Source organism: Pantoea sp. BAV 3049 (assembly GCF_009765445.1).
In the GTDB taxonomy this organism is placed as follows: Bacteria; Pseudomonadota; Gammaproteobacteria; order Enterobacterales; family Enterobacteriaceae; genus Erwinia.
In genome coordinates this window covers 3,713,838-3,734,602 of sequence record NZ_WHOY01000031.1, presented here as the reverse complement: position 1 = coordinate 3,734,602, position 20,765 = coordinate 3,713,838, and the positions used below count along the sequence as shown (strand labels likewise).

Sequence of the window (20,765 nt, the reverse complement as noted above, 5' to 3'; positions counted from 1 at the left end):
TCCTGAGAGTGAAAAGGCCACGCAAGCGTGGCCCCGACGGACATCCGTTCTTGTCTGCTTAGTCCCACCAGACGTCAAAAAGTTCGGTAACCTGAATGTTGTTCAGCTTACGTTCGGACAGCCACTTGCGCACAATCTCGCGGTGCTCGTCAGTGCATTTGCCGGTCTGTTGCAGGCAAATCAGCCCTTCCCACTGCAGATAGCCACTGCCATCAAAGGCCAGGCCGTTCGGGTCGATAACTTCTTCAATCAGTGCATCTAAGGTGCTGTCGATCGTCTCTTCGTTGCTGCCTTCCGGGAAAGCGAAACCAATGGAAAAGCCTAATTCCTGGAACTCATCGATATGCATCTTTTTGCGCAAACGACGACTGCGTTGGGTAGCCATTATTTAATCCTCTCGAACATAAGATCCCAAACACCGTGGCCCAGACGCTGGCCGCGCTGCTCAAATTTGGTCAATGGTCGTGACTCCGGACGCGGCACATAGTCCTGCGTTTCCGACTGGTTTTTGTAGCCCGCAATGCTGTTCATCACTTCCAGCATATGTTCTGCATAGGCTTCCCAGTCCGTCGCCATATGGAACACGCCGCCCAGCTTCAGCTTACGCAGCACCAGCTCAGCAAACGGCACCTGCACGATACGGCGCTTATTATGGCGCGCTTTATGCCACGGGTCCGGGAAGAACAGCTGCACCATACGCAGTGAATTATCCGGGATCATGTGGTTCAGCACGTCCACCGCATCGTGGCACATCACGCGCAGATTCTCCACGCCTGCCTCATCGGCGGCGCTCAGGCAGGCCCCCACACCCGGTGAATGTACTTCAATACCAAGAAAGTTCTGCTGCGGATTGGCCTGCGCCATGGTCACCAGCGAGGCCCCCATACCGAAGCCAATTTCCAGCACCACCGGCGCTTCACGCCCAAAAAGTTCTGCCAGATCAACAGGCTCAGGCTGGTATTCTACGCCGACATCCGGCCAGAAATGGTCCAGCGCATGCTGCTGGCCTTTGGTCAGACGGCCCTGACGACGAACGAAGCTACGAATACGGCGCAGCGGACGGCCGTTTTCATCAAACTCCGGAGAAATAACATCATTCTTCATGTTTTTGCCTGTTGGTCTGCAATATCTGGAAAACGGGCATTATGCAAAGTTACAGCGGTTAAGCAAGCCCTGGAAACTTCCGGTTTACAGCATAGTTGGTCTGTGCTGGAATCCCAGCCTGATTTTCAATTAACCGGGGTTTTCTCTGACATGATGCAAGCGCAGCAGTTCTCCAGCCAGGTCCTTGACTGGTATCAGCGCTTTGGCCGCAAAACCCTGCCCTGGCAGCAGGAAAAAACGCCCTATAAAGTCTGGCTTTCTGAAGTCATGCTGCAACAAACGCAGGTGGCGACCGTTATACCCTATTTTGAACGGTTTATGGCCCGCTTCCCCACCGTCACCGACCTGGCAGCAGCTCCGCTGGATGAAGTGCTGCACCTGTGGACCGGGCTGGGTTACTATGCCCGCGCGCGCAACTTACATAAAGCAGCAATTCAGGTGGCGGAGAAGCACGGCGGCAAATTCCCGGAAACCTATGACGAAGTAGCTGACCTGCCAGGAGTGGGACGTTCTACTGCCGGGGCAATCCTTTCCCTTTCCCTCGGTCAGCACTTCCCGATCCTCGACGGCAACGTTAAGCGCGTGCTGGCGCGCTGTTATGCTGTCGCCGGTTGGCCGGGCAAAAAAGAGGTGGAAAAACGCCTGTGGGAAATCAGCGAAGACGTCACGCCCGCAGCAGGCGTCAGCCAGTTTAATCAGGCGATGATGGATCTGGGCGCGATGGTCTGCACCCGCTCGAAACCGAAATGTGAAATTTGCCCGCTGAACCTCGGCTGCATGGCCTACGCCAATAACAGCTGGGCGAACTATCCGGGGAAAAAACCAAAGCAAACACTGCCGGAGCGCACCGGCTGGATGCTGATGATGCAGCGCGACGACGGCGTTTGGCTGGAACAGCGCCCGCCTGTCGGGCTTTGGGGCGGCCTGTTCTGCTTTCCCCAGTTTACCACCCGTTCAGAGCTGGAAAACTGGCTGAGCGAACGTCTTATCGACAGCAGGGCGCTGCAACAGGGCATCGCCTTCCGTCACACCTTCAGCCATTTCCACCTTGATATCGTGCCAATGTGGCTGAAACTGCCTGCGGCAGGCGCGGTAATGGATGAAGGCGCTGGTCTCTGGTATAACTTAGCCCAGCCACAGTCCGTCGGGCTGGCAGCGCCGGTGGACCGCCTGCTACAGCAGCTGCGCCAGCCACAACAAATTACGCCGGGCATTCGCGCAACAGAAGAGGAAGAGTAATGAGCAGAACCATATTTTGCACGTTCCTGCAGCGTGACGCTGAAGGGCAGGATTTTCAGCTGTATCCGGGCGACCTGGGCAAACGCATCTATAACGAGATTTCCAAAGAAGCCTGGTCGCAGTGGATGACCAAGCAGACCATGTTGATCAACGAGAAGAAACTCAGCATGATGAACCCGGAAGATCGCAAACAGCTGGAACAGGAGATGGTCAATTTCCTGTTTGAAGGCCGCGACGTTCACATCGAAGGTTATACCCCGCCGGAAAAATAATCATTGGGCCTCGCGATGGAGGCCCTCTCAATTTGGGCGAAGCACGACACAATGAATAAAAAGCTGATTAGTTTACTGATCATCGCACCGTTGTTGATCTCCTGTTCCGGCAATAAAAAACCGAAGTTCCACGAAGAGTGGGTTAAGGACACCAACGGCTTTGACATATTGATGGGGCAATTTGCCCACAACATTGAGAATATCTGGGGCATCAATGAAGTGCTGATTGCCGGCCCCAAAGACTACGTTAAGTACAGCGATCAATATTACACCCGCAGCCACATCAACTTTGATGCCGGTACCATCACCATCGAGACCATTGCCGGGACCGATCCGATGGCCAGCCTGCGTCAGGCTATAATCACCACGCTGCTGATCGGTGATAACCCGGGCAACGTCGATCTCTACTCCGATGCCAATGATATTGAGATCGGTAAAGAACCGCTGCTCTATGGCGAGGTGCTGGATAATACCGGCCAGCCGATCCGCTGGCAGGGCCGCGCGGCCAGCTTTGCCGACTACCTGATCCAGAACAAGCTGCAACGCCGTAACGCCGGGCTGCATGTAATCTGGTCGGTAACCATTCCAATGGTGCCGAACCACCTCGACAAGCGTGCACACAAGTACCTGCCGATGGTGCGTGAAGCGGCAGCGAAATATGGCGTCGATCAGTCGCTGATCCTGGCGATCATGCAGATTGAATCAAGCTTTAACCCGTATGCCGTCAGCCACTCTGACGCGCTGGGTCTGATGCAGGTTGTGCAGCATACCGCTGGCGTGGATGTGTTCCGGATGAAAGGGAAATGGGGCAAACCAAGCCGCAGCTACCTGCTTGACCCGGAGAACAACATTGATGCCGGTACAGCCTATCTCTCCCTGCTGCAGGGCAGCTATCTGTCAGGGATTGTGAACCCGACCTCGCGGCGTTACGCGGTGATCACGGCTTATAATGGCGGCGCGGGAAGCGTGCTGAAAGTCTTCTCCAGCGACAAGAATCAGGCTTTCGCTAACATTAACAATCTGTCGCCGTCTCAGGTTTATCAGACACTGACCACTAACCACCCTTCGGCCGAGTCGCGTCGCTATCTGTACAAAGTGAGCAGCGCGCAGAAAAGCTACCACCAGTACTGATCGGACAGAAAAAAAACGGCGGATCTTGCGATCCGCCATCCAGAGGGGGGAAAAATTCCCTGATGTTGGTAAAAATTAACGATTTATATTTTTAAATTGTTTTGTCGTTTCAGTCAGTGCGACCTCGGTTGGCAAACGCTCCATGGAGCTTGCGCCGTAAAAGCCGTCACACTGCGGGCAATGGTCAAGAATGTACTGTGCATCTTCCGGACTGGAGATTGGCCCTCCATGACACAACACAATCACATCCTTGCGCACATTCTTTGCAGCCTCTGCCCACTGATTAATAAGCGGCACGCAATCCGATAACTTAAGCGCGGTCTCTGCACCAATATTTCCACCGGTGGTCAGGCCCATGTGCGGCACGATAATATCAGCCCCGGCTTCCGTCATTGCCACCGCATCCGCTGCGCTGAACACATACGGCGTGGTCAGTAACCCTTTCTGATGGGCCAGAGCGATCATCTCCACTTCCAGCCCGTATCCCATGCCGGTTTCTTCCAGATTGGCGCGAAAATTACCGTCAATCAGCCCCACCGTCGGGAAGTTCTGCACACCGGAGAACCCCATCGCTTTCAGGTCGTCGAGAAATTTGTCGAAATGGCAGAAAGGATCGGTACCGTTGACCCCCGCGAGAACCGGGGTCTTTTTCACTACCGGCAGCACCTCTTTCGCCATATCCACCACGATTTCGTTGGCGTTGCCGTAAGCCAGCAGCCCAGCCAGCGATCCGCGCCCGGCCATACGATAACGACCAGAATTGTAGATAACGATCAGATCGATTCCACCCGCTTCCTCACACTTAGCCGACAGACCGGTTCCGGCTCCGCCGCCAATAATCGGTTCACGACGGGCAATCATCTCATTGAATTTTTTCAGTATTTCCTGACGGGTAAACGCCATATTCAGAACTCCTTCTCTGCAAGCTGACGGAACTGCTGTACCGCCGCATGAGCGAATTCAGGGGTGTTAATGTGGTAAGGCAGACGGACGATTTTACGCCGCCGGGTCTGCAACAGAGTCTCTTCGAGCGTGGTGATAAAGGCCAGGTTCGCGTCGGGTGACCAGAATGGCTGCTCCGGCGCATCGAGCGCGGAGAACCCGCCCACAGGGATCAGAAAGACCATATCCCCTTCACAGCGGTTCAGCTTCTCTGCAATCCACCTCGCCATCGCCACGTTCTCTTCCGGCGTGGTTCGCATCAGCGTAACCTGCGCATTGTGATGGTAGAACAGGCGCCCGGCATATTTCTCCGGGATGGTGGAAGGATGGCCGAAGTTCACCATATCCAGCGCACCACACGAAATCACGCAGGGGATTTTCTTCTTCGCCACAGCATCGAAGCGGGTTTCATCGCAGGCCAGTACGCCATCGAACAGCAGATCACAGACTTCGGTAGTGGTGAGATCCAGCAGCCCGGAAAGCATACCGCTGTCGGTCAGTTTCTCCATCGCCCTGCCGCCGCTGCCGGTGGCATGGAATACCAGGCAGTCATAATCCTTCTCCAGCTTCTCGCTGACTTGCTGAATGCACGGCGTGGTAACGCCGAACATGGTCAGCCCCAGCGCCGGTTTCTCATCATCATCACTGTCCGTTTCGAACAACACCGCACCAGCAATCTGGTGCGCCGCGTTGCCCAAAACCTTTCGGGAAATGCGATTCAGGCCGGCAACGTCCGTGACCGAATAGACCATGCTGATATCGCTGGCCCCAACATAGCCGGAAACTTCACCGGAAGCCATGGTCGACACCATCACCTTTGGCACGCCGACCGGCAGCGCCTGCATCGCCGGGGTAATCAGCGCGGTACCACCGGACCCGCCCAGGCCTATTACTCCGGCCAGGTTCTGACGCCTGCTGAGGAAAATCTTAAATGCCAGCGCCATCGCATCGATGGCCTTACCGCGATCTTTGCAGAACACCGCATCGCGCCCATCGGGATGAAAATCGGCCACCAGTTCCGGCGGGAAATCCGCCCTGGAAGTGCCGTTAACTGATTGAGTCGACAGGTCTACCGTTAAAACCTCAGCACCCGTTTCGGCAATGCATTCGCTGACGTAAAACAGTTCCCTTCCTTTAGTATCTGCCGTCGCTGCGGCATAGATATAACCGGTATAATTAGTCATAGTCGTAACAACACCCTGTTATCAGACGTAATAAAAACTTGATAAAACAACAGTAAACACGTAAATAACCACAGAGGTATATTGACTCTGCATGTTGTGAGATAACAGTATCACCTTCATTAATGATAAATCAATTGAATGGAATGTGCGTCTCACCGGGAAGTTGGCTATGCTTGTTGTGGGATCTGAAATACAGGTTCTGACTGGCGATAACACAGCCCCTCCCCTGAAGTTATCAACCAATTGATTTGTATGATTATTTAACGATTGAATGAGGTTATTGTGGAGCAAAGGGATTCCGCTGGGGTTATGACATTAACCGCCACACGAGCAAGAACACGTCGCTTACTTATTGAAACTGCTATGAAAATGTTTGACAGCGGCGCATTTCCATCCATCACAGAAGTCGCCGCCGAGGCACAACTCTCCCGGGCGACAGCCTACCGTTATTTTCCCACTCAAAGCGCGCTGGTTTCCGCCATCGTGACGGAAACGCTCAGCCCGATTAAAAACTGGCGACCTTCGCGTAAAGAAGCATCCGAGCGAATCGATGAACTGCTGACCTTTGCCTTTCCACGAATGCTGGAGCACGAAGGCACCTTGCGTGCGGCGTTGCACCTTTCGCTGACGCAGTGGGCGCAGTCGCAGTCCTCCACCGAAAAGCTGGAAAAAGATCGCCTGGTGAGAGGTAACAGGAAGGCGTTACTGCAACACGTCGTGGAACCCCTGAACAGCGAACTGCCGCCGGCAATGGTGGAGCGGGTCATTCAGTCGCTGTCGCTGGTATATGGTTCAGAGATTTTTCTGGTGATGAAGGATATCTGGGGCTGCAATAACGATCAGCTGCAGGATATTGGGAAATGGATTGCCAGAGCGATTGTCCGCCAGGCCAGGGAAGACAGCAAAGCGCTGGAAGCCAGCTGAAAGCCGGAGCAACAGGATACCAGGCGACCGATATGGCAGACACTTCGAGACCTGGTAGCCGCTGACCGCCGGATTGCAGGGGGGATGGCAATCGCCCCCCGCGGACAGGATTACTCGTTGATCATATAGCCAAACAGGCGTTTCACGCCGTGCTCATCCGCCTCAGCATAGACGCCCTGCAGTTCCGGCGAAAAGCCCGGCAGCAGATTGAGTCCCTCTTCCAGCGCGAGGAAGTAGCGCTGCACCGCCCCACCCCACACTTCGCCCGGCACCACACACAGAACGCCCGGTGGATAAGGCAGCGCACCTTCCGCAGCAATACGCCCCTCGGCTTTGGCAATCGGCACCAGCTCAACGTTGCCACGGATAAATTCCCTGTTAGCATCCTGCGGGTTCATCACCGCTTTCGGCAGACTTTGCTGGCGGAACATCGCTTTCTGCAGGTCTTTCACCCCGTAGCTGACGTACAGCTGGTGCATCTCCAGACACAGCCGACGCAGGGTATAACCCGCATAACGAGCCGCATTTTTGCGATAAATCGTTGGCAGCACATCGCTCAGCAGCGCATCTTCCTTCACGTGCTGTTCAAACTGCGCCAGCTTCGCCACCAGGTAAGCCATTTTGTCGCTGCTCTCTGCCGGGGTGAGCAGGAACAGGATCGAGTTCAGATCGCACTTCTCAGGCACCACGCCGTTTTCACGCAGGTAGTTAGCCAGAATCGTTGCCGGTATACCAAATGAGGCGTACTGGCCGCTGGCCGCATCAATGCCGGGCGTGGTCAACAGCAGCTTGCATGGATCGACCAGGTACTGATCTTTTTCGTACCCCGCAAAACCGTGCCAGGCCGCGTCAGGTTCGAAGCTGAAGTAACGCGGATCGGAGGCGATAACTTCGGTCGGCGTATCCTGCCACGGCTTGCCGTCCACCTCATCAGGGATAAACGGTTTGATCATCCCGCACTTCTCAATGATCGCTTTACGGGTGGCAATGCCCAGCGTGACGCATTCATGCCACAGGCGGCGCCCGGCCTCACCCTGATGCATTTTGGCGTTAACGTCCAGCGCGGCAAACAACGGATAAAACGGGCTGGTTGAAGCGTGCAGCATAAAGGCATTGTTCAGACGCTTGTGGCTGCAGAAGCGCTGCTGTCCACGAATGTGGTTATCTTTCTTGTGGATCTGCGAGGTCTGCGAGAAACCGGCCTGCTGCTTGTGCACCGACTGAGTGACAAAAATGCCCGGATCGTTTTCATTCAGATCCAGCAGCAGCGGGGAACAGGCTTCCATCACCGGGATAAATTGCTCGTAGCCGACCCACGCCGAATCAAACAGGATGTAGTCACACAGGTGTCCGATGCTGTCGAGTACCTTACGCGCGTTGTAAACCGTGCCGTCATAGGTGCCGAGCTGGATCACGGCCAGACGGAACGGACGGGCATCGCTGGCGCGATCCGGCGCGACCTGTTTGATCTGCTTACGCACGAACTCTTCATCAAAGCAGTGTGCGTCAATCCCGCCAATAAAGCCGAACGGGTTACGGGCCGTCTCCAGATAAACCGGCGTTGCCCCGGCCTGGATCAGCGCACCGTGATGGTTGGATTTGTGGTTGTTGCGGTCGAACAGCACCAGATCGCCCCGCGTCAGCAGAGCATTGGTCACCACCTTATTGGCGCTGGAGGTGCCGTTTAGCACGAAATAGGTTTTATCGGCGTTAAAGACCTTCGCGGCAAATTTCTGCGCGTGCTTGGCCGATCCTTCATGGATCAGCAAATCACCCAGCTTCACGTCGGCATTACACATATCAGCGCGGAAAATATTCTCGCCGAAGAAGTCAAAAAACTGACGGCCAGCCGGATGCTTTTTGAAGAACTCGCCTCCCTGGTGGCCGGGACAGGCAAAGGTGCTGTTATCCATCGCCACGTATTTGGTCAGCGTGTTGAAGAACGGCGGCAGCAGCGCGGCCTGCCAGGCAGAGGCTGCCGCTTCCAGCCGGATCGCATCATCATCAGCACCGGTCAGCAAGCCGGTCACTGCAGGCAGATCCTTCGCCTGATCCGGGGAGTCCAGCGAGATAAACACCGGCAGATTAAAGCCGGTATGCTTTAACAGCGCCAGCATGCCGCTGCGTGAATCGGCCACGGAAACAACCACCGCCGCGATATCAGTAAAATCAGTTTTTTCCAGCGTGACGACCTCGCGGCCGGTCTGGAGATGGATAGCCACGGTAGTGCTGGCTGCAATTTTCAGTGGTGTCATAACACAAATCCTCAGGCGTCAAGGATGAGTGGGTGCCAGGGGCACAGCAATGGGCAAAGGCTGGCCTTTGCCCGGCGAAAGGATGTCTGGTGGTTTCAGGCCAGTTGGTTTCAGCTTTGACCAATAGGCATCAGTAAAATCAGATCGAGTCTGTCTTTACTCATGCCCAACAGTAAGCGTATGAAAACCTCACCGCATGGTGAGAGAATTTTTCGACAGGATGTGACAGACAGATCGGCACGCACACGGCATCAGCAGATGACCGGAACAGTTGCTGGCAGACTTCAGCAGTGATCCTCGCATGGCGGCGACCTCAATTAAGGGATGACGTTACACGTCAGAATGGGCGCAATAATCGCACTTTTTTTTTACTGGTTCAAGACACCGGCAGGCCACCATTTGCTGCGCGACCACATCCAGCGTGCAGTCCAAGTCGATCACCAGCGGATGTTTGTCCATAAACGCAATACAGCTTTTGCGCTCATACCGCTCGCGGAAGAACAGTCGCGCAGTGAGGTTGCGGGAACGGGACGATAAAGTGCTCAAAGGTTGTGAGAAGTATTCCATCTTGCTGAACCCGTTCTGAATGAAGATGAACAGAATACTGCGGAATTGTAACCGCTGTCAGGAGAAGCGAGGAAAATCTTATGACGATGAATTATGCCAGCGAAACAAAAACCGACAGCAGAATCTTATGCTGATCGGGTGGCAGTTTTGGTGGAAAAGAATGCAGTCAGTTCGCTTTTGGCAATAAAGCCGTTGACGCCTTGCGGTCAGTAAGGTTTAATGCGCCCCGTTGCCCGGATAGCTCAGTCGGTAGAGCAGGGGATTGAAAATCCCCGTGTCCTTGGTTCGATTCCGAGTCCGGGCACCACTATTCGAAGCACGCTGGTCAGAGGTGAGAAAACTGACGGGCGTTTAACGGGAGTGGCACTTGTTGATGTTGATCCTCACATCAGCATACATCAAGAAGTTACCCTCTCGATTAGGGAGCCTGTTCACAGCAGGCTCCCTTTTCTCGATCACTGTGAATAATTACAATGACGTGACTGAATGTCAACCATTGTAAAACATCTCTTCAGCCTTATCGGTGTAAAGTGCCATTTCCTTTTCCAGCGCCTGGCTAACAATATCCATACTGATATCAACATATTCCATTGTCGTACTCACGTTGCGGTGCCCAAGTAACCCCTTGACCAGTTGCAGGTTTCGTTCAGGCGAGCTCATCAGTGTCGTGGCAAGGGTGTGCCTGAACCGGTGGGGCGAAACATCAAACCCGCACTCTTTTGACAGCCTGCGAAAAAAAGAGCGTAACGGTTGCAGCGATGGTTTTTCCGAAAGAGACGCCCTTTCTGCAGGCGAAGAGACAAACCGCTCATAGTGAAAAAGCGAATCATTATTGCCGGCACCGCAGTCCCTTGCACGCTGGAGCAACGCTTCCAGTCTCGGTCGTAAATGACTAACAACGGGAACCCGCCATTCCCGGTACGTTTTACTGCCTTCCGCTCTTAATTCAATCCACCCATCGTCAAGACACACATCTTTCAGACGTATATGGAGCAGTTGATTTTGTCGCATACCGGTATAACGCAACGTGTCCAGGACAGTCAGCCTGTACCATACTGGCCTCAGGGCGCATTTAGACCCGGTTCTGGGCTCAGAAGCAAATTGCTGCATAGTTAGCCAGATTTTTGTCATCTGGTTTTTTGTGAGAGTTTTTTTACGCTTCTTGTCCTGTTTGACCGATACGCCATTGAAGGGATTTTTACTTAAGCTCGTCAGTTGAGAAGTGATGGCAAAATTGTACAGGGCACGCATATGGCTGACCTTATTGTTCCAGGTATGTGCAGAAAGGCACTGCTTTTTGAGTACATGCCTTCGCCACTCAAGCACATCACGACTGGTTATGCCGTAAGGCGGACAGGCTTCCCCGATATGCTTCCTGAAACCACGAACAACCTTCTTATAACTCCACTCGGTATCTTCGCGCAGCGATTTACAGAAAAAGTACTCATCCATAAGTTCCTGCCAGAGCCAGTCAGCACTATTTTCGTTCATTTTTTCCATTCCTCTCTTAGTAACAGTAACGCACCAGATGTCAGACCGACGTTGTGGTCAGGGGAACAAAATGAACTGACTGTCCTGAGGGATGGTCTTTCTGTATACCCGCCTGCTTTTCACCAGGTAGCCTTTTACCCGTTTGAACCTCCCGGACTTGTCGGGTGTATCGTAAAGCTGAGCAAAATAAAATCTCCTGTTATCACGACGCTTATGCAAGTTAAGTCGCTCAAAAGAAGCCTGAATGCTTTCCCGTTGAATAGTCGAACCAGTGGCCTTAAGGTAGTCGAAAAAGATACCGGGGACGGGTAAAAAGACATAGCCGGCAATAACATGGATTTTGTCTGCTTTACCATTAAAACTAATATCTCCCCGATTGAGTCCCTCCCGGAGCCAGTCAAAAAACTGTTCTCCTTCCGCTACGTCAGTACCGGAGACTGCTACGGGTACGGAATCTGATCTTTCATCACATTTGTTAACAATTGCAACCTGAGAATAGTCTGAGTTTCCTTTCGCAAACGGTTCCTTTTCATTTGCGGGGTCTTCTTGCTTTTCAAGGGGTTCTGACGATTGCTGCTCCTCTGCAATCACAACGGACACTTCTGCCTGTACCTCATCTTCATTTTCTGAAGCTTTAGCATCTCCTGACATGTCGAAAAGAGACAGGAGAGCATCAGCATCATCTTCAGAGGGCAGAGGGTCAGAGCCAGTACTTTTTACGATTTCGCTTAAATCACTTTCTTCTTCGTTTTCTTCAGGGCTTTTAACCGGTGAATCACTAAGTGTAGTGGGGTTATCAATACCTGTGGCAAGTGTAAAGATCTCAGGGGAAGATGGATCAGTTGCCCCGCTAAGTGCTGTTTGTTCAGATAACATATCTTTAGGTAAAACCGTAGCGCCCCCCTCATTTGAAAGGGCTGTATTTTCTGAAATTTCACCTGCATGAGAACTTAAAATTTCCGCAGGTTTCCTCTCCATCAAAGGAGACTCTGTTTTCTCAGCTGCTTGTTTCATCAGGCTTCGAATCAACGGCATTGCCGGATGCTGGTTCCATAAGGCCCCGGCAAAATTGCCCAGAGCTTGGGGATTTTCTGCCAGCCAGCCTGTCGCTTCTGCTGGCATAAGTTGTCCGGCTGCCAGCGCTGCAAAAGCTGAGGAGTTGTCTGCTTCCCGGAAGCGAAATCGATAAGGCGAGTCCGGAACGGTTATTCCCGGAAGCCAGCGTTTACCATCAAGCAGCTCACCCTCCAGAGACGCCAGGAGCGGCAAATGCCAGAACAGTGCAGACCAGAAAATGACCGCATTCCACATCACGTTTTGCTCTGCCTGCTCTTCTGGCGCAGCGCCGGGTGGAAACATGTATCCTTTGGCCAGTCTGACCGCACAGGTTGTGAACTGCAGCGTAAGGTCCCCGAAGCCGTCTGACTGCGACCACCTTCCCTGCTGTGTTGCCGGCACATTCTGTGCCCTGGCCAGTAAGCCATGCAGTGGCGTTATGTAAAACCGGTGATAAACATCCGCCGGAAGTGAGCTGTTTACCCATATTTGTTGCAGGCAGGTTTTCCTCAGCGGACTACTGCACAGCGTATCGACCGTACGCGGAGTGTGGTAGCCGACAGGTGTGACAGCGGATACATGATGTGCTGGTTCCGGTTCACCTTTTGAAAACAGAAACCTCAGAGTCCTGATTCTGTCGCGCATGATTTTCTCCTGGTATAGGGCTGCCCAGTGTTCTGACACTCCCCGCGCTTCACCATAAAAAACCAGTTACTCACTCTCAGAAGTTTTTCCCGTTTCTTCGTGCCTGTCGGTGCTCTCTCAATTTCCGGACGGTACAGTTTCGTGCGTCGTCTAGCGGTTTTTCCCGCTTTCATCGCTCAGCCAGCGCATCAGCTCGTTAAGCACAAGTGTTCTTCTGGCCCGGGTTACAGCCACGTACAGCAGGTTAGTCTCATCCTGCCGCTCATCCTGCGAAAGAAGCGGATCGGTAATGTCAGTAAAATCCTCATTCAGCATTACCACCGGCCATTCCAGCCCTTTGCTGCGGTGTGCGGTTGAAACCGTGACCTGAGCGTCTTTTTCATGGGTGACGACCTGGCGGCGCATAATTGCCAGCTTTTGAGGGAGCGGGAAAAAATCATCGAGCAGGCGAATAGCCTGATTCATCTCCACGTCCTGGGTGGCCTTTGCTATCGAGCAGTATTCATCGAAATCCCGGTAGTCCCGGCTGAGGCGCGGGGACTGCATATTTTCAGGCATATCGGCCGAGAACCAGTACAGGTCTTCCAGCTCCTCCGTTTTGTAGCCTTCAATCCCCCCGACCCAGAAGACTTTTTTCTCCATGAGACTTGCCGTCAGGGCGTTCCCAATCACGCCGGACACCGTCCGGCTCAGTACAGCTACGTGCTCAGCCTCATCCGGGATGCTGCTGACGACGGCGTCCTGCCCCCCGTTACCCGTCACCCACTTTTCTTCTCCGGCACGCTCCAGCAGGATATTGGCCATACGCGCGACCTCAGGGCCAAACCGAAAACTCGCCGTCAGCCATAACCGGTCCGCCTGCGCCAGCTGGCTGGCATTGAGCGCATTATCTGCCCCGCGAAACCGGTAAATCTGCTGGTAACGGTCGCCGACCAGAATGACCCGGCAGGGCTGATTCAGAACAAACGCACTGGTCACCGGGTTGGCATCCTGCGCCTCATCAAAAAGGATGGTGTCCCAGCGTTTAGACAGGTCAGGCTGAGAAAGCTGGAACAGTTTGAGGTAGGTATCGTGCGTAACGGGGAAGGTAGAATCGGTCCGGCTCATTTCATACCAGAGGATCTGAATCGCCCCCAGTATCTTACCTGCATCAAGACCGTGGCGATCATCCTCTGCCGGCAGATGTACCAGTCCGGGCTCAGGGTCGGCGCTGCAGAGGAACATGTTCAGCCCGCTGAGGGCCAGTCTGGCCAGCGGCCAGTGGCGGGTGTTAAGTTTTCTGGCCACATCCGTAATGCGCAGACTGGCTGTCAGCCGGTCACGGAAATGTTTCCCAAAGCGGGCCCATGCCAGCTGATGTGATGTTTTACACTCTACGTTATAGGGAAACCTGCGTTCAGCCTCATCCCGAACAGCGCGGTTGTAGGCAAGGTAAAGCATCTTACTTTCCGGGTTGGCTTCAGCGTAATACACTAACGTGGAGGTTTTTCCTGTGCCGGCAAAAGCATTCACCACGAGATGACTGCCCTTCCACTCGATGATGGCGTTTTGCTCGGCTGTGGTTTTCCAGGTCATGGGGTTCTCCGGCAGGCGCTTATAAAAAAGCCAGACTGGCAGCGGGAAGCGTTAACTGCGATAAAAAACCAGATACCCTGCTTCAGAAATAAAAAACGCTCCCGGTCGGGAGCGTGTGGATGTGATTATGCTGCCTGAAAATGCCGTGGATCCAGACGAACAGGCCAGCCGCCGAGATAGTGCCCGGGCGTGTAGAGTATCCGGCGTCGCTCATTCGCCAGGGTGTTACCTACCACTACTTCTCCGGCGATCCCACTCAGGGATAACTGTATGTAAGCCATACCGGCCGCAAGCGGATCGATATCTGTCGCGGATACCCACAGATACCGGTGCGGTGGCCACCCCGCCTTTTGCAGAACATCAGCAAATGCCAGCACCATGCAGCCGGCACCGCACGCCGGTTCACTCAGGGTGATGAAGGGTCTGTCACGGAACAACGCTCCCGTGTCGCCCAGCTGCATGGCAGCCATCATTCTGGCCACGTCCCAGGGCGTGAAAAACTGCCCACGGTATTTGTCACCCAGTTCCAGTTGCATGAAGACCCGGCCAAGGAAGTCTCCCGGCGCTTCACCCAGCCCGTTAACAACGTGGGCAAGCAGCTGCGCCATGCGCGTGACGTCCTCCTTCTCGTATCCACGAACTATACGCAAATACTTCTGCTCCCGCGCCTCACTGAAGCAAAGCCGGTTTTCCAGCGCGATGACGCTGCAGCTGATGAAGTCTTCGAACACTTTAAACCGGTGATGATACCGGGCCGTCTGACTGAGCAATTTAACAAAGGCTTTTTCGTGGTTAATCATGCCAGGCATGCGTCTTCTCCATAAAAAAAGGAAACACGCACCCTGACCAGGGGACGTGTCCCCCCTGAGGGTAAAAAGCCACGGCATTGCCGTGGCCGGGTTAACGGAGGAACAGGCTTTTACCCCCGGACCTCACGATATGATGCAGCGTCCTGAGCCGGTGACGCTGGCTCATCGCTGACGAGATAAAGCACCTGACCGGGCTGAGACGCGCCGGCCGCACCTTTATGTCCGTCGACATGTTCGCCGCCGTCATAGCAGTCGTAACCGCTGAGCCCGCTCACGGGCTCGCTGTAGCTGTGACGCACCTCGCAGTCAAACACCGCAGAAATTTCCCCGACAACCTCACCTGAAGGCGGGAACCAGGGCGTATCCATCTGCAGCGTAAGACTGTTTGGCGTATGGCGCTGCCAGTTGACATTGTGCCCGGCCGGCCACTCCATGCCGTACTGCCGGCAGTAAAGGCTTGTTGTGGTCGACACACCGGACATCAGCCCACCGGCACCGTTCAGCTCTGCTGCCAGCCGCGTAGGTATGACGGCCAGCATGTCGCAGGGCTGGGAACGTTCAGGATACTGGCTGAGCCGCTCCCAGACAGTTGTGGCATCAGACTCATCGCCGGCGCTGACCAGACCAAACCAGTCGGTATACTGTCTGGCAATCAGCTCCGCCATAACCTCACGTGCCGGGCCGGGAATATTCTCCCATTTCAGCGCGCCCAGACCTGACTGGTGATAAAGCCGGTCCACGGCTCTGATGGTTTCCGCATCGAGGATGGCATCCTTCAGCAGGAGCGCCAGCCAGCTTTCAAACGCCTGATTGGCCGCAGTGGAAAGCCCTGTTCCTGCACGGACCAGCCCCTGACAGGGCGGATACGACGTGGTCCGCACCGGCTTGAGTATCCCCGCCGCGCCAGCCAGAAACAGCTGAATGCTCTGCTGCACGGCGTGGCGGTGACGCGGGACGTCAGTTCCGTTTATCCACTGCAGCATGACATCGATGCAGACAGACTTACCGGTGATTTCCAGGCGGTTATGACACCATTCGGACATAGTGAATACTCCTCTTTCATAAAAAAAAGAGGACACAGCCCCGTGAGGAGCGGTGTCCTCACGGGACGGCGACAGTTACGGAATAACCGCCACCGGATAAGTTAATTACGCCGCCACAGCCTGACTTTCAGGCAGTGCCAGCAGATATTCCGACGCTTCCCGGGCATGCCGACAGGCGCGGAACAGGGCCTTTTTGTCAGATTTCAGCACCTTCAGCCAGTGGTCCACATAGCTGTCGTGCTGAACCTCACCGATCACGCCGAGCTGGGCACACAAAAACGCGCTGCCCATTTCGGCGATGAGCTCCTCAAAGGCATACACCGGGTCCCCGAACTGCCGGGATGAGGAGGTTATCCCCTCCCGGTTAAGTCGCTTCGCATGACCGGTACTGTGTACCAGCTCATGCAACAGCGTGGACCAGCAGTCCGCTTCCGTAAAAAACTGCTCAGCCATCGGCATCACAATTTCATCCGTCAGCGGGCGATAATAAGCCCGGTTCTGAGGCAGCATCCGGTGTTTAACCCCTGTGGCGTTAAACATCCGGATCACCCTGTTCATCACGTCCGGACAGAGTATGCCGTCCTCATCCACAGTCGGGGGCTGTTCAGGAGAAGCCGCAACCTCTGCCGGCAACCCCTCACACTGCTCAGCGTTGAACAGCTGCAGGGGTTTAAGCATCGGCACGGTTTCCATCAGCGGTTTACCGTCACTGTCATAAAGGCGGTTGCCTTCGCGATCCTCCGCCTGCTTCGTCCAGTCCTTATAAACCACCGCCAGGGTGGCTTTCTCACCTTTTCGCACCTGCCCGCCAGCCTGCTGCGCCTGCCGGTAAGTCATCCAGCGGTTATTGCGAAAACCCTGCTCTTCCGCTGACATCCAGAGAAGCAGGACATTCACGCCGCTGTAGTGACGTCCGGTTGTGGCATTCAGGGGCAGACCGGCCAGACCGCTGCCGGCAGCCGCGCGCCACGGCTTACGCCAGGGCGCGACGCCGTTTTCCAGCGCGACAACAATGCGGTCAGTGATCTGACGATAAAGGTCAGTCTGTTTTGCCGGGCGGCGGGCCGCCTTGTGTGAAGTCGTTTTTTTCATGAGATATACCTTTAATCAGAGGCATACCCCTGCGCCGGCGGGCGCAGAGATACGCCCGTCGACGGGAAATTCAGAAGTCAGTTACCATGCGGCATAAAACCACAGGTATTCATGTTCAAAGTCAAAATCACTGAGCAGGCTTTCAAGCCTGTCACGCAGGGTGAAAACATACTGCAGCCGGCGCTGAAGAAGCGGATTATCCTCATTACCCTCTGTAAATGTCGCAATCGCACAGTCCAGCCTCTCTTTCAGTTGCTGAATATGCTCGCGTGACAGTTCCAGACAGGTCGAGTTTTCCACCTCACCGACGTGCTTATCCACCCAGGTAACCAGTGAAAAATCGCGGCTCAGTTCACACACCGGATGATACGGTGCCGGTACTGCGACGATCTGCCGGTGCTGACTGTAGAGAAAAATATCCAGTCCCATACGGCCCTCCTTCGGTTCAGAAAGAGGCAGGAACCTTTCCGGCAGGAAAAGTCCCTGCCGGGGTGAGTTAACGTCCGGTTATTCTCAGCGCCCCCTGCGGGCTCACCTGCGATAACCTGGCCTGAAGCCTGCCACAGGCGTTCAGAAAGGTTTGATGATCTTCAGCCTTCGCCCGCTTACAGCTGATGAAGGCCACCTAGGTCAGCAGACGCACGGCATTTTCACGCCAGCGGCAGAGTTCATCAGGCCCGACACAGGCACTGAAGTGACAGACCGCACTCGCCAAAAGCTGATCGGCCTTCTGGCGGTACTCCGCGACTTTCACCCGATCAGTCGCTGCGGTGAGCACCTGTATCTGTGTGTCGGTAATCAGGATCCTCAGGTCCGTCCTGCCGGACAGTACAGAGGTGGCTACCGCGTCGCTTATCGACAGTGATTCAATGAAATCATCGCCGCCGGCAAGCAGGCGTGCCGTGTCGTACCAGTCCTCATTTTTCTGAGGGTGACACCCTGCGGCATACGCAATACGCGGCACCGGATCGTTGCCCTGCCAGGCACCGGTGGCCAGCATAAGATAAACACCCTCATCCTTTGCCAGGTGAAGCTGACCTCCCTGCATGCGGGCGGTCAGCAGGACGTTCGTCAGGTCTTTGTTGTCGAAAAAAAGCATGGGGCTCTCCTGTAAAAACGGGAGAGCCGCCCCGTCCGGAGTGATCTCTCCCGACGGGGTTAAAGTCAGTACTGTTTACAGCGCGTCAGTTTTTTCCGCGACCCGTTTCAGTTCATACAGCTGAAATTCAGCCTTCGTAAACGCATTCCAGTCATCGTTGCTCAGCACACGCTCACCACCGGAGAGCAGTTGCAGCAGCAGGGAATCAAACGCGCCATCGCTCACCGGCGTTTTCAGTACCGGCTGAGGCGGGGTCAGCTTCAGTTGCTCAGAGAGGCCGAGATGCTGTTCAATCCAGCGTAACGGTAACGCCCAGCTGCGCCCCTCGTCTGAAGAATGTATCCGGAAGCTGTCCGGACACAGGTTATGCAGCAGGACCATCACAATACGTGCAAAAAAATCGCAGGGCTGATGTTGAAAATCCAGCTCCTGGATACTCAGCGTATTGCAATTACGTTGCCGTCCTATAGTCATATTGGTCAGCCAGGCGTTCTCGCCTGTATCGCCACAAAACGCCATGACATCAGCAACCGGAAACAGGTCAGCCGCGCGATTAAGCGACGGAAGATACGTATTCCCCGGACGCAGACGCACCGGCAGCTGCCAGAAAGTTTCTGTGACAGCCAGAACGAAAGCATGCCATTGATGCAACGGAACCGTGCTGACGTGCTCAATGGTGTAAATAACCGGCCTGAAGGCCGGGGAAGAAGACAGGTTTCTCATTGATAAAATCCTCCGCAATTAAAAAAAGGGGGATTTATCCCCCAGACGGGAGTAAATCCCCGTCAGGGTGTGTTCTGTCTGCTGGTTACATCCGTTCGAGAGCCGCTATAGCCCGATCACACCGGGCATCCTGGATACCTTCATCCACGGCCTTCTCCCAGAAGGGCCGGTTAATTTCTTTTCCCAGCTCGTCCAGCGTGAAGAGCAGATTTTTAGACGTATCAGGCAAAGGCGGAATATCGCCTTCCCCGAGTAAAAAGACAAACCAGCCATAAGCTGTGCCGGTGCCAATGATGGCATCTTCCAGAAACGTCAGTTCATTCGGTTCATCCCGGTCCGTATGAAGATCGAGACGCTGGAATGCCCTGATGCTCAGAAGTTCACTCTCAAGCAGGCAAAGCCAGCTGAGCGTGTCCAGTGGAGTTTTAAGCGTATGAACGTCTGTGTGCATGGGTATATCCTCAGGTAAATAACGGGATATCCCCTCCGACGGAGAGATATCCCCGTCAGGGTCCACAACATTTTCTGACCGGCGTTCATCAGCCGATCAGTTCAGTGCATATGAATCAGATTGCTCCTGATACACATATTCAGGATTAAAGCGCAGGCTTTTCAACGCAGCTACCGACAGTGGATCTACGGAATTTATGCCCGAAACGGCCACGCCATCCAGTATGTCGCCAGCCTCCACCCGGGGAGAATATCTGTAATACTGACACCATACACAGAGTTCGGGGTCAGCCGGATCACAATCACCGAGCGGTGCGACAAAAACCTGTTCGCCACAGGAGACGTTATCTCTGAGGATTTCGCCCCGGATGAAAACGCCACTTACGGGGCCATACTGAGCGGGACATACATCCCGTCGCGCCTCAGACATCGACAGAATACGGAAAGTGACTTCGTGCGGTGCTTCAGCCATGAGAATGCCCTCCCGAAAGAAAACGGTAGCGCAGGTGTGCCAGATGCTGTGCCTGACGGCAGGCATGGCGGTATGCGTTTCGACGACCTGTTATTTCCTCAGGAAAGGAAACCGGCAGGCGGTGAAAAACATACTCGGCGCGGTGGCAACCTGTACGAACGGTAAGAAAGACATTAATGCCCGGGTCTTTGACAGAGGTGATATGCGCACGGACGGCATAATTGCCCGAACCGTTGACATACCAGCTGCTGTTGCGATGCAGATAAATGAAAGATTTCAGTCTCCGGACCGCTGCGTCAGCAGACTGCTGAAGCTGAGTAAGGAGATGTTCAGGGAAAACCGCAGAAGAGATGACAGACATTGTGTTTCTCCATAAAAAAAGGAAACACCTGCCTGACCGGGAAGTGTTTCCCGTCGGGGAGTCAGAAAAAACAACATTCTGACTGTCTGATAAGTTGAAATGACCTCAATCACTATTCAGTGATATCCGTTTCCAGAGGTTAAACGGATTTACCACCCGAAGGTATCCTCTCTCAGGCTGCGAGGATTTTCCGGTCACCCGAAGGTGTTTCTCTCAGACCGGTAAAACGTTGGCTGGCAGTCACCCGAAGGCGCTCCTCTCAGACTGCCGGAGCATTAGCTGGTTGCATGTAGCAACAAGTAAGCCTGTCTATTTTCAGAGCAAATAGTAA

Annotated in this window: 22 protein-coding genes and 1 tRNA gene; 5 read left to right on the top strand and 18 right to left on the bottom strand. The window is 54.3% G+C overall.

Features of this window, described 5'->3' with window-relative positions:
• Positions 1-58: 58 nt before the first annotated feature.
• Complete coding sequence (locus GSQ70_RS18535; RefSeq protein ID WP_158783906.1) at positions 59-385, bottom strand: YggL family protein; 327 nt, start codon at positions 383-385, stop codon at positions 59-61.
• Complete coding sequence (trmB, locus tag GSQ70_RS18530; RefSeq protein ID WP_158783905.1) at positions 385-1,104, bottom strand: tRNA (guanosine(46)-N7)-methyltransferase TrmB; 720 nt, start codon at positions 1,102-1,104, stop codon at positions 385-387. Before trmB ends, GSQ70_RS18535 begins: the two co-directional genes overlap by 1 nt.
• A 153-nt stretch (positions 1,105-1,257) precedes the next feature.
• Between trmB and mutY the strand changes: the two genes are divergently transcribed.
• From mutY to mltC, 3 genes are read left to right on the top strand one after another with little or no spacing between them, the layout of a single operon-like run.
• Positions 1,258-2,343 (top strand): A/G-specific adenine glycosylase, encoded by a 1,086-nt coding sequence (gene mutY, locus GSQ70_RS18525; protein WP_199257341.1) that lies wholly within the window; start codon positions 1,258-1,260, stop codon positions 2,341-2,343.
• Positions 2,343-2,615, top strand: a complete 273-nt coding sequence (locus GSQ70_RS18520) for an oxidative damage protection protein (protein WP_158783903.1) — start codon at positions 2,343-2,345, stop codon at positions 2,613-2,615. Before mutY ends, GSQ70_RS18520 begins: the two co-directional genes overlap by 1 nt.
• Positions 2,616-2,666: 51 nt before the next feature.
• The gene (gene mltC / locus GSQ70_RS18515) at positions 2,667-3,746 is read left to right on the top strand and encodes a membrane-bound lytic murein transglycosylase MltC (RefSeq protein WP_158783902.1); all 1,080 of its coding nucleotides are present in this window, start codon (positions 2,667-2,669) and stop codon (positions 3,744-3,746) included.
• 75 nt (positions 3,747-3,821) lie between these two features.
• On the opposite strand, the gene GSQ70_RS18510 is transcribed toward mltC, so the two are convergent.
• Together GSQ70_RS18510 and GSQ70_RS18505 are read right to left on the bottom strand one after the other, a co-directional pair.
• Positions 3,822-4,649, bottom strand: coding sequence for a phosphoenolpyruvate hydrolase family protein (locus GSQ70_RS18510; RefSeq protein ID WP_158783901.1), 828 nt, complete (start codon positions 4,647-4,649; stop codon positions 3,822-3,824).
• Between the two features lie 2 nt (positions 4,650-4,651).
• On the bottom strand, positions 4,652-5,872 hold the full coding sequence (locus GSQ70_RS18505; RefSeq protein WP_158783900.1) for a Tm-1-like ATP-binding domain-containing protein: 1,221 nt from the start codon (positions 5,870-5,872) through the stop codon (positions 4,652-4,654).
• A gap of 309 nt (positions 5,873-6,181) precedes the next feature.
• Between GSQ70_RS18505 and GSQ70_RS18500 the strand changes: the two genes are divergently transcribed.
• Positions 6,182-6,796: a TetR/AcrR family transcriptional regulator gene (locus tag GSQ70_RS18500; protein WP_158783899.1), complete on the top strand. Its 615-nt coding sequence runs from the start codon at positions 6,182-6,184 to the stop codon at positions 6,794-6,796.
• Positions 6,797-6,906: 110 nt separating this feature from the next.
• Here GSQ70_RS18500 and GSQ70_RS18495 read toward each other — a convergent pair whose 3' ends face one another.
• Positions 6,907-9,051 (bottom strand): ornithine decarboxylase, encoded by a 2,145-nt coding sequence (locus GSQ70_RS18495; protein ID WP_158783898.1) that lies wholly within the window; start codon positions 9,049-9,051, stop codon positions 6,907-6,909.
• Between the two features lie 330 nt (positions 9,052-9,381).
• Positions 9,382-9,618: a hypothetical protein gene (locus tag GSQ70_RS18490; RefSeq protein WP_158783897.1), complete on the bottom strand. Its 237-nt coding sequence runs from the start codon at positions 9,616-9,618 to the stop codon at positions 9,382-9,384.
• A 231-nt stretch (positions 9,619-9,849) separates the two neighbouring features.
• Between GSQ70_RS18490 and GSQ70_RS18485 the strand changes: the two genes are divergently transcribed.
• Positions 9,850-9,925 (top strand) — tRNA-Phe (locus tag GSQ70_RS18485).
• Positions 9,926-10,107: 182 nt separating this feature from the next.
• On the opposite strand, the gene GSQ70_RS18480 is transcribed toward GSQ70_RS18485, so the two are convergent.
• The 12 genes from GSQ70_RS18480 to GSQ70_RS18425 form a co-directional block, all read right to left on the bottom strand.
• Positions 10,108-11,109 (bottom strand): site-specific integrase, encoded by a 1,002-nt coding sequence (locus GSQ70_RS18480; RefSeq protein WP_158783896.1) that lies wholly within the window; start codon positions 11,107-11,109, stop codon positions 10,108-10,110.
• 57 nt (positions 11,110-11,166) lie between these two features.
• Complete coding sequence (locus GSQ70_RS18475; protein ID WP_158783895.1) at positions 11,167-12,810, bottom strand: TraI domain-containing protein; 1,644 nt, start codon at positions 12,808-12,810, stop codon at positions 11,167-11,169.
• Between the two features lie 150 nt (positions 12,811-12,960).
• Positions 12,961-14,385, bottom strand: coding sequence for a UvrD-helicase domain-containing protein (locus GSQ70_RS18470; RefSeq protein WP_158783894.1), 1,425 nt, complete (start codon positions 14,383-14,385; stop codon positions 12,961-12,963).
• Between the two features lie 125 nt (positions 14,386-14,510).
• Positions 14,511-15,194, bottom strand: coding sequence for an N-6 DNA methylase (locus GSQ70_RS18465; protein WP_158783893.1), 684 nt, complete (start codon positions 15,192-15,194; stop codon positions 14,511-14,513).
• Positions 15,195-15,304: 110 nt separating this feature from the next.
• Positions 15,305-16,237 carry a DUF1281 domain-containing protein gene (locus tag GSQ70_RS18460; protein ID WP_158783892.1) on the bottom strand — a complete coding sequence of 311 codons (933 nt, stop codon included), beginning with the start codon at positions 16,235-16,237 and terminating at the stop codon, positions 15,305-15,307.
• Positions 16,238-16,342: 105 nt separating this feature from the next.
• Entirely contained in the window at positions 16,343-17,329 is a 987-nt protein-coding gene (locus GSQ70_RS18455; protein WP_158783891.1) for an ArdC family protein, read from the bottom strand.
• Positions 17,330-17,410: 81 nt separating this feature from the next.
• Entirely contained in the window at positions 17,411-17,758 is a 348-nt protein-coding gene (locus GSQ70_RS18450; RefSeq protein WP_158783890.1) for a hypothetical protein, read from the bottom strand.
• Between the two features lie 196 nt (positions 17,759-17,954).
• On the bottom strand, positions 17,955-18,428 hold the full coding sequence (locus GSQ70_RS18445; RefSeq protein WP_233268362.1) for a DUF3085 domain-containing protein: 474 nt from the start codon (positions 18,426-18,428) through the stop codon (positions 17,955-17,957).
• A gap of 75 nt (positions 18,429-18,503) precedes the next feature.
• Positions 18,504-19,151: a hypothetical protein gene (locus GSQ70_RS18440; RefSeq protein WP_158783889.1), complete on the bottom strand. Its 648-nt coding sequence runs from the start codon at positions 19,149-19,151 to the stop codon at positions 18,504-18,506.
• An 85-nt stretch (positions 19,152-19,236) separates the two neighbouring features.
• The gene (locus tag GSQ70_RS18435; protein WP_158783888.1) at positions 19,237-19,602 is read right to left on the bottom strand and encodes a hypothetical protein; all 366 of its coding nucleotides are present in this window, start codon (positions 19,600-19,602) and stop codon (positions 19,237-19,239) included.
• A gap of 96 nt (positions 19,603-19,698) precedes the next feature.
• Positions 19,699-20,073 (bottom strand): hypothetical protein, encoded by a 375-nt coding sequence (locus GSQ70_RS18430; protein WP_158783887.1) that lies wholly within the window; start codon positions 20,071-20,073, stop codon positions 19,699-19,701.
• The gene (locus tag GSQ70_RS18425) at positions 20,066-20,434 is read right to left on the bottom strand and encodes a hypothetical protein (protein WP_158783886.1); all 369 of its coding nucleotides are present in this window, start codon (positions 20,432-20,434) and stop codon (positions 20,066-20,068) included. The genes GSQ70_RS18430 and GSQ70_RS18425 overlap by 8 nt, the downstream gene beginning before the upstream one ends.
• Positions 20,435-20,765 lie beyond the last annotated feature (331 nt).

Excerpts from the sequence above, each read along its gene's own strand:
- trmB (WP_158783905.1), bottom strand. The coding sequence starts at position 1,104 with ATGAAGAATGATGTTATTTCTCCGGAGTTTGATGAAAACGGCCGTCCG.
- GSQ70_RS18425 (WP_158783886.1), bottom strand. The coding sequence starts at position 20,434 with ATGTCTGTCATCTCTTCTGCGGTTTTCCCTGAACATCTCCTTACTCAG.
- GSQ70_RS18495 (WP_158783898.1), bottom strand. The coding sequence starts at position 9,051 with ATGACACCACTGAAAATTGCAGCCAGCACTACCGTGGCTATCCATCTC.
- GSQ70_RS18490 (WP_158783897.1), bottom strand. The coding sequence starts at position 9,618 with ATGGAATACTTCTCACAACCTTTGAGCACTTTATCGTCCCGTTCCCGC.
- GSQ70_RS18535 (WP_158783906.1), bottom strand. The coding sequence starts at position 385 with ATGGCTACCCAACGCAGTCGTCGTTTGCGCAAAAAGATGCATATCGAT.
- GSQ70_RS18480 (WP_158783896.1), bottom strand. The coding sequence starts at position 11,109 with ATGAACGAAAATAGTGCTGACTGGCTCTGGCAGGAACTTATGGATGAG.
- GSQ70_RS18460 (WP_158783892.1), bottom strand. The coding sequence starts at position 16,237 with ATGTCCGAATGGTGTCATAACCGCCTGGAAATCACCGGTAAGTCTGTC.
- GSQ70_RS18465 (WP_158783893.1), bottom strand. The coding sequence starts at position 15,194 with ATGCCTGGCATGATTAACCACGAAAAAGCCTTTGTTAAATTGCTCAGT.
- GSQ70_RS18445 (WP_233268362.1), bottom strand. The coding sequence starts at position 18,428 with ATGCTTTTTTTCGACAACAAAGACCTGACGAACGTCCTGCTGACCGCC.
- GSQ70_RS18520 (WP_158783903.1), top strand. The coding sequence starts at position 2,343 with ATGAGCAGAACCATATTTTGCACGTTCCTGCAGCGTGACGCTGAAGGG.
- mltC (WP_158783902.1), top strand. The coding sequence starts at position 2,667 with ATGAATAAAAAGCTGATTAGTTTACTGATCATCGCACCGTTGTTGATC.
- mutY (WP_199257341.1), top strand. The coding sequence starts at position 1,258 with ATGCAAGCGCAGCAGTTCTCCAGCCAGGTCCTTGACTGGTATCAGCGC.
- GSQ70_RS18470 (WP_158783894.1), bottom strand. The coding sequence starts at position 14,385 with ATGACCTGGAAAACCACAGCCGAGCAAAACGCCATCATCGAGTGGAAG.
- GSQ70_RS18500 (WP_158783899.1), top strand. The coding sequence starts at position 6,182 with ATGACATTAACCGCCACACGAGCAAGAACACGTCGCTTACTTATTGAA.
- GSQ70_RS18450 (WP_158783890.1), bottom strand. The coding sequence starts at position 17,758 with ATGGGACTGGATATTTTTCTCTACAGTCAGCACCGGCAGATCGTCGCA.
- GSQ70_RS18435 (WP_158783888.1), bottom strand. The coding sequence starts at position 19,602 with ATGCACACAGACGTTCATACGCTTAAAACTCCACTGGACACGCTCAGC.
- GSQ70_RS18475 (WP_158783895.1), bottom strand. The coding sequence starts at position 12,810 with ATGCGCGACAGAATCAGGACTCTGAGGTTTCTGTTTTCAAAAGGTGAA.
- GSQ70_RS18455 (WP_158783891.1), bottom strand. The coding sequence starts at position 17,329 with ATGAAAAAAACGACTTCACACAAGGCGGCCCGCCGCCCGGCAAAACAG.
- GSQ70_RS18505 (WP_158783900.1), bottom strand. The coding sequence starts at position 5,872 with ATGACTAATTATACCGGTTATATCTATGCCGCAGCGACGGCAGATACT.
- GSQ70_RS18510 (WP_158783901.1), bottom strand. The coding sequence starts at position 4,649 with ATGGCGTTTACCCGTCAGGAAATACTGAAAAAATTCAATGAGATGATT.
- GSQ70_RS18430 (WP_158783887.1), bottom strand. The coding sequence starts at position 20,073 with ATGGCTGAAGCACCGCACGAAGTCACTTTCCGTATTCTGTCGATGTCT.
- GSQ70_RS18440 (WP_158783889.1), bottom strand. The coding sequence starts at position 19,151 with ATGAGAAACCTGTCTTCTTCCCCGGCCTTCAGGCCGGTTATTTACACC.